We start from the raw sequence: 13,910 nt of genomic DNA, 5'->3' as shown, positions 1-13,910 counted from the left end.
TATCTATAAGTAACTTGAGTTCTATAACAAAACAATCTTTCTTCCCTTTCGCCATTACCCGTCACTCCTTTCTTTTTTTGATTATTCACAATATAGAACATAAACATATGTTCTATAAAGAAAAAAGCACTTCATTCCTGCCACCTCTGAAGAAGTGGGCTTCCTGAAGCTCAATTCTGTGAAGGAGCAGGATTTATATGACCCATTCAAATGAAGAAGTTACATTCCAAGAATTCGTCTTGTTCATTAAAATCTATAGCAAACAGCTAGAAGAAAATATAAATATCTATCTTCATCTAGAGCCTTCTATTTCTGAGTCGGATCGAAAAAGGACTATGATGCTGTTGGATTCGTTTATTCTTCTGTTAACTCATATTGATATTGAAGATATCAATGAAGAATATGGAGGTTATTTAGATACGTGGCTTCAATCACAATTTTCCATTATAGATATGAGAAGCTTGAACCTGTTTCAATTAATACTTGAGAAGTCCTTGATTACCTTTATGATTCAACAGAAACATAGCCGAATGAACGCAATAGTAATGTTTTTACTATCGATGTTTACTTATCTTGTTCAAAGTTATAACAAATATGAGGAAGGGCATAAGAAAAAGTCCGAATCACATGAAAGTTTGGAACTGAAAAATCTTCTATTGTTAGATCAGCTTAATAAGCTACTGATTCGTTGTTCTGGATATCAAGATTTAGCCTCTATATTAAAAAAATGTGAAGAGTATTTTCAATATAAAAGATGTGTCTTTTATGCATATGTCCCATGGTCAAATCAATTCTACGGGGTCATTGGTGCAGAGCTTTCAAAAGTACAGAGCATGAAGGGGCGGCTCACTGCACAAGATTTAGTTTTTGGCTCTAAGAAACCGATTTATTTAAGAGACCCTAAAAATTATGTGAAAGAAGAGCATATAAAATTATTTGATTTGTCCTCTGTGATTTTTATACCGATTATTCATGAAGACCAATTGTTTGGGTGGCTGACATTTGATCAGCTTGGAGAAGAATTTGATTGCACCAAAGATGAATTACAGTTACTTGAACAAGTTGGGAAACGCTTGGGGTTATTTTTATCAAGAAAGGGTGAAAAAACGGAGAACTCCTCTGAGCTTCACTTAACAGAACGGGAATCAATGATTTTGGGCTTACTAGCAGAAGGGTATGACAATAAAAAAATAGGTAGCTTACTGTTTTTAAGTGAGCACACAGTAAGAGATTATGTCAGTAGTTTAATGACAAAGCTAAAAGCAAAGAACCGCACTCAAGTTGTCGCTTCTGCCTTTCGATTGGGGCTGTTGAATTAAGTGTTTAAAATATGTGAAAAATCCGAGTTCTTCTGTGGTAGGAAATTTAAGGGAATACTATTGAATGTGCAATAAAAAAGAAGGGGGGAGGGGCGTGTTATAAAGCTTTTCTCCGAATAATAAATATAGTAATAAAACATTATTTACGAATATTACAAGTGAGAGCAACTAAGCTTACACGATTGTAATGTAATTGAAAGCCAATACGATAGAGTGTAATACATTATTTTGCGAGAATGTATATAGAAGCAAGAACAAGAAGCGGAGGAATACACAATGAATGAAAAATTAGAAGGCGTATATGAGGAATACAATCGCTACATATATCACTTATGCTTAAAACTTACTCGCAATAATGTAGAAGCTGAAGATTTAATGCAAGAAGTATGGGTAAAAGTTGTGCGCTATGAGGATAGCGTTGCCGAGGTGGAGCATATTAAAGCTTGGCTTACAACAATTACAATGAATACATTTAGAGATCGCTATCGTAAAAAAACACGACGTAGTAAATACATGATGAACCAACCTGAAACATTAGACGTACCGATTTTAGATTTGGTTCCCAATAATGACATTTCAACTGAAGAAAAAATTGAAAAAGATATTGTTACTAAATTAGTACAGGATAAAATGGGTCAATTAGATGGAATCTATCGTAAAACATTATGGTATTTCTATATAGACCAATATTCACTTGCTGAAATCTCTACAATTATGAAAGTTTCAATTGGTACTGTGAAATCTCGTTTATTCCGTGCGAAAGCTCGTTTGAAAGAAATGCTAATGGCCGATGTAGCCATAGTAGAATCAGTGCTACCAGCATGATGAAATGCATTGGTCGCACTAGCAGTAATTACTTAGACGGAAGTATTTGTTCGGCCAATCCATAAAAAAGATGCATTGCAAAATTACTTTGCGATGCATCTTTTTTTGATGGGGGATTTTATCGCTGAAAGAAGTTAAAGTCCGGCGGATGTTACTCACTTAAATGCAGGGCTAAATGAATTTCTAAATAATGTGCTGGGTTGTGTAAATCTCGATTTAACAATTGTTCGATTTTTTCGAGTCGATGGTATAGCGTATTTTGGTGAATGTGTAAGGTGGAAGCCGTTTTCGAAATGGAACGATTTTGATGAATGTAACAACGAAGTGTTGCCAGTAAGGTTTCATCCTTTAGCTTGTACAACGGAGCTAATATATCGTGGACAAATTGTCCAAGCTCTTCTTCGCTTTGCTTACTGAACAGTCGATTAATACCTAGATCTTCATAACCAAAAATGGTTACTTTATCTTCTTTTTGTGCGTGGTGCAGAGCATGTCGGAGTGCTTGGCGACTTTCTTCTGCACTTTGAGTGACCTTTAGTAAGTGATCTTGAACAGCTCCAATGCCTATTGCCACCTGCTGATGATAAAACTGGACCCAACTAATGATTGCCTGCGTTAATTGTTGTTTTATTTTTTGACGAAAGGCTGTATCTCCTTGTAGTACCCAAACGACCGTTTCACGTTTTGTGAATATAAAATGTTGTCCTTTAAAATACTGCTGTATATGTTGAATGAATTGCATACTATTTTTATGTGAAAATTGTTTTAGCTTAAATTTTACGACGAATGTTGGTTTCTTAATATCAAGTCCTAATTCATCATAACGAGAATCAATGAGTGGGGCGCGTCCAGAGATAAGTTGTTGGAAAAGCTCAAAACGTTCTTTAAAATTCGTTTGTCCAGCTGCCTGTATTTGGAGTGATTTTAAAGTTAAGCTTATCGCCGCATTTTCGATAATCATACGTTGTTGGCTCGTCAATTCCTTCACCTGCTGAATAATTAAATAACCAAAAGTTTCTCTTTCATTTCTAATTGGAAAGACATAGCCTATATCAATGTATTGGTCCTTTTTAATGGTTGCGAGCTTGTCCATCTCCGTTAGCTGTAAAAACGTTTTACGATCTGCTAAATTTACATATTGAACGTCTAATTGCAATAATTCCTTCGTTGTTTGAATGATTTTCATTTCTTGCACATTCTGCAAGGAAAGTTTAATAAAGATTTGATGAATTTCGTGTTGCTTTACAAAGTAAGCATTTAACCGCTCTATTTCTTCATATGCTTCCGCATTTCTTATTGCAACTGCGGCCTGCGATGCGAAGCTTTCTAGAAGTCTTAAATCACTTTGCTGAAAAGCGCGTTTATTAGTATATTGATGGACAATCATAATACCGAGTTTTCTTTCATGAAAGGTAATCGGAACAGCCATCGATGTATTATTCTCGATTCTTCCTAAATGTACAGCTTCCGTTAATGCGTCGAGATTAAGTTTTGTGACATTGCTCATGATCTCTAATGTTTCGTGGTAGTTGTAAATGCCTGATACACCTGTTTGAAATGTATAACCTGCCATTCCTTCGCCTAATTGAGGAGCGTAATCAAAGATACGCTCTGTTACACCCGCACTAGCTACTGTATATAAACGCTCCATTTCAGGGTTGAATAACATTAAAAATCCACGATCAATTACTGGTATGGCTAAAATGGCAAAATCCATGATCGTTTGCAACAGCGTTTTTATTTTCAAAGTTGAGTTCATAGCGCCCATAAGCTGTATAATGGCTAATTTTTGCTCACGTTGCCGCATAAGGGTTTTCTGATAAAAGGTCTTTTCTAGCTGCCAAACTAAAAATTTTTCATCATAATCTGTAAAGTCTCCAAAGATGATCCCTTGGACAATACACGCATTTGGCTCTGGAATGTATAACGTTGCACTGAAGCGCTGCTGTTGTTTATCCAAATGTATTCCTTTTAAATCAGGTTTTATTTCACAAGGCCGACCATAAAATAAAGACCATTCCTTTGTTGCGCCATAAATATAAAAGCTACAATTATCGTCGTTCAATACTATTTCTTTATGTTCCTTTGAAAACACCGCTAATTCGACTCCTTCCCCTAAATTTCAGAATTTCTTCTAATGAACTTTTATAAACATTGTAAGATATTCTAATGATTTCGTCCTTTATTTTTCTTAATATTTAGATAATTTATCGAAAGGGGTGCGGGTATGAATGTCGAACTAAAAAATCGCAGTAATTTAATTTTAGGTGTTTTATTCTTTGGATGGATGGTTTCATACATTGACAGAACGGCTATCAGCTTAGCTTTAATCAATATTGGGAATGAATTGTCCTTAACGGCCACAGAACTAGGATTTGTTTTAAGTGCGTTCTTCTTTGGATATGCTGTGATGCAAATTCCTGGTGGATGGCTAACGGATAAGTATGGAACGAAGAAATTATTAATTAGTGCAGTTATTTTTTGGTCCGTTTTCACGGCGTTTACAGGGCTAGCTTGGTCACTCACTTCATTGCTCTTCATTCGATTTTTATTTGGTATTGGGGAAGGTGGATATCCTGCTGCAAGTACGAAAGCAATCTCTATTTATTTTCAAAAAGAACAACGTACAAATGCTCAAACGACGATGATGTCATCCAATATGATCGGTGGTGCTGTCGCTCCTATTATTTGTGCACCTCTATTATTGGTAATGGATTGGCGCACTGTTTTTTTCTTAATTTCTGGTCTAGGACTTATTTTTGTGGTTGCTCTTTTATGGAGTACTAAAAATGCACAAACATTTACGTCAGAGGAGCGAATGGAAAAAGAAGAGAAGGGCTCTTTTAGAAAAGTATTAAAAAATACTTATTTAATGCGTGTACTTCTTATTTTCTTCTTTATTAATATTGCAAATTGGGGGTTAAATACTTGGATGCCAACCTATTTAATGAAAGTGCATGGTCTTGATTTGAAAAATGTCGGCTTCATCGCTGCGATACCAGCAATTTTTGGAATGGTTGGCATGATTATAAGTGGGCGTATCATCTCAAAGCTAGGAGGGCGTTCAAAATATGGCGTAATTTTCGGAGCAGTTGTACTAGCTGTTTGTTTATTTCTCATGTCTACAGCCGGTTCTGCAGCACTAGCTATTACGTATCAATCAATCGCCTTTATATTTGTCTCTTTTATGGCCTCTTTCATATTTACAACACCACATCGTGTTGTCAATCAGCAAAATGTTGGAACAGCTTTTGGCATAGTCAATTTTGGTGGACAAGCAGCAGGGATTATTTCGCCAACAATTATGGGTTATTTAATTAATGCATCGGGTGGTTCCTTTAAAACATCGTTTATATTTTTAGCCATTATGTGTGTCATCGCTGCTGTCATCGCTGTTACTTTACCAGTTAACCATCAGCAGCAAACAACTATAAAATCTGTGGAGGGATACGAACTATGAAACAGCAATTATTTGAATGGATGCAAAAAAATGAAGAAACATTTAATAATATGGCGAAGCAAATTTGGGATAGTCCTCAGTTAGGCTATGAAGAGACATTTGCGTCTTCACTGCAACAAGATTTTCTAAAAAAAGAAGGGTTTGAAATTGTTACGCCAATTGGCGATGTACAAACTGCTTTTTATGCACAGTGGGGATCAGGTAGTCCAATTATTGGGTTTTTAGGAGAGTTTGATGCGCTTCCAGGGTTATCACAGCAAGTTAGTTCATTATATTCGCCAGTGGAGGAGGGGGCCCCTGGGCATGGCTGCGGTCACAATTTATTAGGAACGGCTGGGGTAGAAGCCGTAGTTGCTTTAAAAGAAGTGATGACGTTTCACGATATACAAGGAACGATCCGCTATTATGGTTGTCCAGCAGAGGAATTGTTATCTGGAAAATCGTATATGGCACGGGCCGGTGTGTTTGATGACTTAGATGTTGTCTATACGTGGCATCCATTCACGTTTAACATGACAGCGAACTTCTCTATGCAAGCACTCACAGCCATTGAATTTTATTTTTCAGGTCGGACAGCACATGCCGCTGGTGCGCCACATCTAGGGAGAAGTGCGCTTGATGCTGTTGAATTGACGAATGTCGGAGCCAATTATTTACGCGAGCATGTGCCAGACGGATCTCGTATTCATTATCAAATTACAAATGGTGGCTTAGCACCGAATATTGTTCCAGATAAAGCGAGTGTCTATTATTACCTACGCGGAGCAAATCGTGATGCTGTCAAAGATTTAGAACGCAGACTCATTAAGGTGGCGAAAGGGGCAGCGATGATGACAGAAACAGAAGTGCATTTGGAACTGAAGGCAGGCTGTTACGATACATTACCGAATCTTACATTAAATGAGCAAATGTTGGCGCAGTGGGACAATCTACCGCCATTATCCTTTACAGAGGACGAGCTTACTTTTGCAAAGTCGCTACAGGCTTCATTAGATCCTTCTGTTCTTGCAGGTACCGCCCAACAATCTTTTGTACCAAATGAAATAAGTAAGGAGGTATTGGTGGAGCAAGTATTTCATATGCCACAAACTTTTCGCAAATCCATGCAAGGTTCTAGCGATTTAGGGGACGTTTCGTGGATTGCGCCCCTTGGTCAGGTATTTACAACTTGTGCTCCATATGGGGTGCAGGTGCATACTTGGCAAGCAACTGCTGCTTTTGGATCTTCACTCGGCATGAAAGGAATGCATTATGCGGCAAAAACAATGGCAGGAGCAGCGCTTGATTCCTTACTAAATCCAGATGTAATGAAAAAAGCGAAGGAAGAATTTACAAATTTAAGAGCTGGGAAACAGTATGAATGTGGCATTCCGGAAGAAGTGAGAGCGCCAAATCCGGTTTAAACAAAGGTTTAGGGTGGGGAGAATTCTTCACCCTTTTCGATGTTTCTTTTTTACAAACTGTACATTGATGCGTACATTTAGGCAATTGTACATACAATGCGATTCGATCGCCTACTTCTTCTACTTTCGTAATCTCTACATCTTTTAATCCTGGGATATTCATGTTAAAATTCATTTGCACAGTTCACCTTTCTATTACTTGTTTCTCGACAATTCAAGTATATATAAATCGGCGAATCTGTGCTTTTTTTATGCGCGGAATTGTGTGAATACCCAACAAATATTATAGAACCTAAAAACCCTATCAATTTCAGGTGGTGATTTAATAATCTTTGCAGGCAACGTTTGCTGGGCACTTTACGGTGTACTCGGACGTCGATTTATAAAGAATGCTACTCCGCTATTTACCACCACTTATACGATGATTACTGGTGCTGTTAGTTTAATAGTGGTTTCTTTATTTACCTCAAATCCTGTCTTTACCGAACATTTCGATTGGAGCTTGGGGAGCAATTACCTTCATGGCTTACAAGTGTTTTGGGTTACCTTTGGTGGAATCAGGGGATAAAGGAGATTGGGGCAAGTAAAACATCTCTATTTTTTAATCTTGTTCCTGTTGTAACAATGATTATTTCATTTGTTATTGGAACACCGATAACGGTATTTCAAATTATTGGGGCTATGTTAGTTATATTAGGTGTTTTAACTGCTTCGGGGGCAACAATTATTCCTAAGCGCAATACTGAAGAACGAGCAGCTATATAATAAGTCATTCAAAGAAACAATTAATCTTTATTTCAAATCTACAAATCCTACCGAGAAACTACTAACCTAGACTCGGCTATGCTATGTACAAACAAACAGAGGGAAAGGCGAGGGGGAGTTACCAAAAAAATTGAGCCAAAAGAAAAACACCGTAAAAAGTTAGATACATGTCTAACTTTTTACGGTGTGAAAATGAAGCGTTTACTCATATCGATTAGGTTCAGCGTTGAGTAATTTTGAAAAAATATCACGTAATGTTTGTACTTCATCAGCTGATAGCATACCAAACATATTGTGTATAATTTCGCTAACTTGCTGACGGGATTCTTCTAATATATCTTCGCCATCAGCTGTAATTTTCAATTGAGAAGCGCGTCGATCTGTTGCATGCTGTGTTTTTTCAAGAAAGCCAGCATTAATGAGCTTACCTGTTAAAACAGTGACACCACCTGTTGTCACTTTTAACCGATCAGCAATGGCAGAAGGGCGCTTTGGTCCCTCCTGCGATAAGTAGTCTAAAATTAAAATATGGGATTTTGAAAAGCCGAGTACATTATGATTATTCCACTCGTTTGCCCACTTACGCTCAATGGAAGATACTACTTCAAACAACGAGGTAATGGCTCTTTCTTTTTCTTGATCCATATAAGGTCAACTCCAAAACTGTTTTAACTTTCTTGTGCTAATCTTGTCATCGCGTTTAACTCAAAAGCACGTACTTTGCGTGGAATAAAACGACGGATGTCCATCTCATTGTACCCAACTTGAATACGTTTTTCATCAACTAAGATAGGGCTTCGTAACATTCTTGGGTGAGCTTGGATGATGGCAAACAACTCTTGAATAGAGAGCTGATCAATATCAATATTTAAATTTTTAAAATCATTTGAGTTCGTTGCAATAATTTCATCTGTTCCATCTTCTGTCATGCTTAAAATCTCTTTAAATTCAGCAAGTGTTAGTGGATGTGATGTAATACGTTTTTCTTTATATTCGATGTTGTGATCTTTTAACCATTTTAATGCTTTTCTGGATGAAGAACAGCTCGCTTGTGAATAAATTGTAACTGTCATTCTTCATTCCCCGCTTTCTTTTTTAGGATTATATTTGATATATATCTTATTAGTAAGTTAAATAGGTTATACATATATCTTACTAGTAAGCTATATATAAATCAATAGTTATTTTTAAAAATTTAACTAGTAATAGCATTTTTTTTATTACACTAAAATATACGCACAAAAGAGCGAAAAGTTTCGCAAATTAAGCTTACAATGATGTAAGTTTTGTTAAATCTTAATAATAGAAGCTCATAGAATAATGAGAGCTGTTCTAATATAGAGAGAAATAGTCTGATATAACTTCTTTTAGTGGGTGTCCAAACACCTGCTGAAAGAAATTAAAGCCTCCGAACACAATTATGCCGGGCCACAATTGATAGGTAATAGATATATTGTTTATCCACTCATTATTATTATGATTGAATGCAGATTTTTATGCATAGATAAGTAAATTTTTGTTTTCAAAAAGTCGATTCGGAAAGCTTGGGGGAGGGGGACCGTACATACTGCTCGAGTAAGGGGAAGTATTGTTCAGGTAAGCCGGAGAAGTGATCAGGTAGGAACGAAAAGTGATCGGGTACGCGGAAGAAGTGATCGGGTAGACCGAAAAACTGCTCGGGTATCCCGAAGAACCGCAATCGCTCAAGTATAGTTCCTAAACAAACGTTACCCACGCCAGAGTTTCAAGCAAAGAAAGAGGGCAGCCCCGAATGATCAAAAAAAATCACACCGGAAACGGCCCTCATAAATAATATTTCTAGTTTTGTTGTCCTGAAGTAAACCAGTCTTGGACATCCCAAATCTTTGTCGCTAAACCTTCATAGAAATCAGGTTCATGGCTTACTAATACGATTGTGCCTTTAAATTCTTTCATGGCACGCTTTAGTTCATCTTTTGCATCGACATCTAAGTGGTTTGTCGGTTCGTCAAATAGAAGCCAGTTTGCTTCTTCCATCATGAGCTTACATAAACGTACCTTTGCTTGCTCACCACCAGATAAAGAATTAAGTGGGCGAGTAATATGATCCGTTTTTAGTCCTGCGCGTGCTAATGCTGCACGTACTTGTGCTTGCTCCATAGAAGGGAAGGCATTCCACACATCATCAATAGGTGTAATTTTTTCAGCTTTTACTTCTTGTTCGAAGTAAGATGGGTAAAGATAGTCACCACGAAACACTTTTCCATCTAGCGGATTTATTTTGCCTAACATCGTTTTTAATAATGTTGATTTACCAACACCATTCATACCGACTAGAGCAATTTTTTCCCCACGTTCAATAGCGAATGTAAGTGGAGGAAGTAATGGCTTGTCCTTGTCGTATCCAATGACTAAGTTTTCAGCTTCTACTACATAACGACCAGAAGAACGTGCCTCTTTAAAGCCGAATTCAGGCTTTACAGCTGTTTCAGGACGGTCGATACGCTCTAAGCGGTCAAGCTGCTTGGAGCGAGATTTTGCACGACCCGTAGTTGAGTAGCGCGCTTTATTTTTCGCAATAAAATCTTCTTGTTTTTTAATGAATTCCTGTTGTTTTTCATAGGCATCGATATGCTGACGTTTATTGATTTCAGCAAGCTCTAAAAACTTTTCATATGTCGCAGTATAGCGAGTCAATTTTGAAAATTCTAGTTGGAAGATAACATCCACCGTTTCATTCATAAACTCTGTATCATGCGAAATTAGTAAGAAAGCGTGTGGATAGTTCTTTAAATAGTTTTTCAACCATGTAATATGCTCTTCATCAAGATAGTTTGTCGGCTCATCTAGTAATAATACTTTTGGTTTTTCAAGTAATAGCTTAGCTAGTAAAACCTTTGTACGTTGACCACCGGAAAGAGCAGCGACATCACGGTCTAAGCCTATTGCATCAAGACCAAGACCTCGTGCAACCTCATCAATTTTCATATCAAGCGAATAGAAATCACCTGCATCCAGAGCATCTTGCACCTCAGCCATTTGCTCTAGTAAATCTTCCAATTCTTCAGGTGTTGCTTCAGCCATTTTTCCTGTAATTTCATTGAGCTCTTCTTCTTTTCTATATAAAGGAAGGAAAGCGTCACGTAATGCATCACGCATAGTTCGGCCAGCTGTCAATACAGTGTGCTGATCTAAATAACCATAATGCGTTCCAGGAAGCCATTCAACCTTCCCAGTATCGTGGATTGCTTGGCCCGTAATGATGCCCATTAATGTTGACTTACCAACACCGTTTGCACCTACAAGACCAATATGATCACCTTCAACTAGACGAAAAGAGACATCTTTAAAAAGCGTGCGGTCACCGAATGAATGACCTAAATTTTCAACTGTTAATATTGCCATATATGTTCCTCCGAGATAGCGGCTAAGCTTTTTTATAACCGCTAGTTAATATTATTAATCAATTGCCTTGGCATAATTGCGTCCAGAGGCATTAACTTCTTTCAGCGGGAGTTTGGACACCCGCTGAAAGAAGTTATAGTTCTGCTAATTGTTTATTTAACTCCGCTAGCGTTGCTTCCATATTTGCAAGGCGTTGCTCTGCTTTTGCTACTTGATCATTATGACCTGTAGATTCAAGCTTTTCAATGTCGCCTTGTAAATTCATATAATCCATTTTAAGCTCTTTAATTTGATATTCAATATCACTTTTTGATGGCATGATGATTGCTCCTTTATGTGTTTAGTTGTATAACGAATGCGTGTAAAAGCGATGGAGGTTTTTTTATCCCCCACCGCTTATTAGTTACTATCAATCGGGTACTTATTATGCTTGAATTCACTTCTTGTAATTACAGATAAGTGAAAGTGAAAGTTCTACTGTATTGTATCATATCCACCTGCAAAGAATCATTAAGTAGAAGCGATATTGTGTCGATCGTAAGCGAAATCTAAAAGTACTGACTGTAGTGCTTCATTGTTACTTGCAAGATTGAGCTGTCGTTGTTTTTTAACAGCCCGTTCGCTTCGAGCTTCATGTAATAAAAATTCCATGACAGCGTTTTGAATTTGTGATTGTTTCATTTTGCGACCAAGTCCAAGGTGAATAAAACCATTTTGCTCGCGAGGAAAGGCATGTAATAGCTCAGCCTCAGTTTGGGCAAGTGTAATACAAGGTACACCATAAGAGGCGATTTTATAAGGTGTATAGTTAGCATTACAAATAATAACATCTGCTTTTGGTAATAGTTTTAGGAGTGCGTTTTTATCACGAAGAATGGCAGTGTTACGACGACTAAGCACCATCATTTGCAAATCATCTGTTGCATGTCGATAGCTATCATCTATCATCACTGTAATTTGTAGTGGGATTTGTAGCTGCGTTAAGTGTCGAAGAGTACGGTAGGTTAAATTATGCTCGTCCCCATCCTCAAAAGCAACAACGATATGAGGTGGGCTTTCGGGTGTTTTGTTGTCTGGTCGATCCTCAAAATTTTGATAAGCTTCTGGTAATGCAAAATTAAAGCTTCCACCAATATAATGAGAGGGTAAATAATCTTTAACTTCTTGATAAAGTGCTAGCAATACACAGTCACAGGCTTGGCCACCCTCACCTAAATCATCAAAATGAATGATTGTTTTGCAGAACGGTCGTAAATTTTGTACTTGCCAGCTTTCAGAGTTACGGCCATCTCTTACAATTAAATCAGGCTGAATACCTTTCATTTGCTTGGGTAGCTCATCGAAATGTTCAAATAAGATTGGCGAGAGATTGTCATTCATTAAAATTTGAATCCCATCATTTGAAGGGGTCTTTACAAATATGAAAACTTGTTCATTTGTAAGTAGCTTTGCCAGCGTTGCAACCCGTTCAAAAGGATACAGCCCTTTATCGATACAGCTTTCAATAATGAAAACAATCGTCTTTTTTAGTTCCATTGTTTGAGTTTCGTTTTGCAAGTGTATCCCATCCTTTCATCCGTCTATTTAAACTATGGTGAATGATGGGCAAGTATGTGTAAAAAATTAGGATTAGATAAATTATAGCTTTAAATAGTTTTTCAAACTTCTACAAATTAAATGAGGAAGAGCACCCTTTTTAACCGATAAATAAAGTAGAGTTTGGGGGAAGATACATATAGGATTGTTTTAGTTTTTTAGCAAAAATAGAAGCTTTGTTCCGACAGTGAGGTTTCTGGAGCAAATGAGCTTAGGAGGGGGAGAATCGATGGGAATGCGCGCAGCGATTGTTGTAGGGGCTACTGGATTAACAGGTACCTCTCTTGTAGAACAATTATGTGAAAATGATGAATATGTTTCAGTTACGGTGATTGCACGAAGAGCGCCAGCATATACGCATCCAAAGCTAGAAGTGAAAATTCGTAATTTAGATACTTTAGAGGAAAAAGATATCGAATTTGCACATGAGCTTTATTGTTGTTTAGGAACAACGATTAAAAAGGCAGGATCTCGTGAGGAATTTGAGAAAGTTGATTTTGAATATCCGCTAACGATTGCCTCGTTAGCAAAAAATCGAGGAATTCCACATATGCTAGTCATTACAGCAATGGGGGCAAATGAAAAATCTCCATTTTACTATAATCGAGTAAAAGGAAAGCTTGAACATGATCTGATGGAGCTAGGCTTACAAAGACTTTCTATTATTCGCCCGTCTTTATTGGTTGGGGAGAGAGAAGAGTTTCGCTTAGGTGAAAAGGCGGGAGAGAAGGTTTTAAAGTTAGCAAAACCACTATTAGTTGGACCATTAAAGCGTTCAAGAGCTATAGAAGCTTCCCAAGTTGCGAAGGCGATGATCGTTATTGCACTGTACGGCGATAAACAGCCAGTTACCATCTATCCATCTCAGGAATTGGCTCAGTTAGATTTTCCTGAAACGCAGAATGAGGACGTTTCAAGAGAGAATTTATTTAATTGGGAGAAGCGCAAATTATCGAGTACCAGCGATGAAGGAGATAAAGTAAATCAAGAAGTCGTGATTAATCGAGATAAGTATAAAATAGAAGAAACCGTTGTAGATAAAGAAGTAAAATTCCAACATCGTAGGGATAAATAAGGTCCATCACCATAGAGTGGGGTTGATTTCCGTTCCGACTGGGCGCTTTGTTGTTGTTGCTGCCGCTGCGCTTTCGCACAGAT

The 13,910-nt window shown here is 37.5% G+C and carries 11 protein-coding genes and 1 pseudogene; 6 read left to right on the top strand and 6 right to left on the bottom strand.

What is annotated here, in order from left to right; genetic code table 11:
* Positions 1–197: 197 nt before the first annotated feature.
* Entirely contained in the window at positions 198–1,319 is a 1,122-nt protein-coding gene (locus tag ACFCYJ_RS25575) for a LuxR C-terminal-related transcriptional regulator (RefSeq protein WP_376078574.1), read from the top strand.
* Positions 1,320–1,595: 276 nt separating this feature from the next.
* Positions 1,596–2,144, top strand: coding sequence for an RNA polymerase sigma factor (locus ACFCYJ_RS25570; RefSeq protein WP_376078572.1), 549 nt, complete (start codon positions 1,596–1,598; stop codon positions 2,142–2,144).
* Positions 2,145–2,295: 151 nt separating this feature from the next.
* Here the strand turns inward: ACFCYJ_RS25570 and ACFCYJ_RS25565 are convergent, their stop codons facing one another.
* Positions 2,296–4,239, bottom strand: a complete 1,944-nt coding sequence (locus tag ACFCYJ_RS25565; protein WP_376078570.1) for a helix-turn-helix domain-containing protein — start codon at positions 4,237–4,239, stop codon at positions 2,296–2,298.
* Between the two features lie 132 nt (positions 4,240–4,371).
* On the opposite strand from ACFCYJ_RS25565, the gene ACFCYJ_RS25560 reads away from it, so the two are divergent.
* From ACFCYJ_RS25560 to ACFCYJ_RS25550, 3 genes and pseudogenes are all read left to right on the top strand, one after another.
* Entirely contained in the window at positions 4,372–5,604 is a 1,233-nt protein-coding gene (locus ACFCYJ_RS25560) for an MFS transporter (RefSeq protein WP_376078568.1), read from the top strand.
* Positions 5,601–7,007, top strand: coding sequence for an amidohydrolase (locus ACFCYJ_RS25555; protein ID WP_376078566.1), 1,407 nt, complete (start codon positions 5,601–5,603; stop codon positions 7,005–7,007). The genes ACFCYJ_RS25560 and ACFCYJ_RS25555 overlap by 4 nt, the downstream gene beginning before the upstream one ends.
* A 292-nt stretch (positions 7,008–7,299) precedes the next feature.
* Positions 7,300–7,772, top strand: a pseudogene (locus ACFCYJ_RS25550) (DMT family transporter); the annotation flags it as partial.
* A gap of 201 nt (positions 7,773–7,973) precedes the next feature.
* Here the strand turns inward: ACFCYJ_RS25550 and ACFCYJ_RS25545 are convergent.
* From ACFCYJ_RS25545 to ACFCYJ_RS25525, 5 genes are all read right to left on the bottom strand, one after another.
* Positions 7,974–8,417, bottom strand: coding sequence for a MarR family winged helix-turn-helix transcriptional regulator (locus ACFCYJ_RS25545; protein WP_376078564.1), 444 nt, complete (start codon positions 8,415–8,417; stop codon positions 7,974–7,976).
* Positions 8,418–8,440: 23 nt separating this feature from the next.
* A complete protein-coding gene (gene spx / locus ACFCYJ_RS25540; RefSeq protein ID WP_376078562.1) occupies positions 8,441–8,845 on the bottom strand; it encodes a transcriptional regulator Spx in 405 nt (134 codons plus the stop codon).
* Between the two features lie 745 nt (positions 8,846–9,590).
* Positions 9,591–11,156: an ABC-F family ATP-binding cassette domain-containing protein gene (locus tag ACFCYJ_RS25535; protein WP_376078560.1), complete on the bottom strand. Its 1,566-nt coding sequence runs from the start codon at positions 11,154–11,156 to the stop codon at positions 9,591–9,593.
* A 133-nt stretch (positions 11,157–11,289) separates the two neighbouring features.
* The gene (locus ACFCYJ_RS25530) at positions 11,290–11,475 is read right to left on the bottom strand and encodes an SE1832 family protein (RefSeq protein ID WP_285397488.1); all 186 of its coding nucleotides are present in this window, start codon (positions 11,473–11,475) and stop codon (positions 11,290–11,292) included.
* A gap of 191 nt (positions 11,476–11,666) precedes the next feature.
* On the bottom strand, positions 11,667–12,713 hold the full coding sequence (locus tag ACFCYJ_RS25525) for a PseG/SpsG family protein (protein WP_376078558.1): 1,047 nt from the start codon (positions 12,711–12,713) through the stop codon (positions 11,667–11,669).
* Between the two features lie 268 nt (positions 12,714–12,981).
* On the opposite strand from ACFCYJ_RS25525, the gene ACFCYJ_RS25520 reads away from it, so the two are divergent.
* On the top strand, positions 12,982–13,827 hold the full coding sequence (locus tag ACFCYJ_RS25520; protein WP_376078556.1) for an NAD(P)H-binding protein: 846 nt from the start codon (positions 12,982–12,984) through the stop codon (positions 13,825–13,827).
* Positions 13,828–13,910: the final 83 nt, after the last annotated feature.

This window comes from Lysinibacillus sp. NPDC056232, from assembly GCF_042267565.1.
Classification (GTDB): domain Bacteria; phylum Bacillota; class Bacilli; order Bacillales_A; family Planococcaceae; genus Lysinibacillus.
This window is presented reverse-complemented; position numbering and strand designations above follow the sequence as displayed.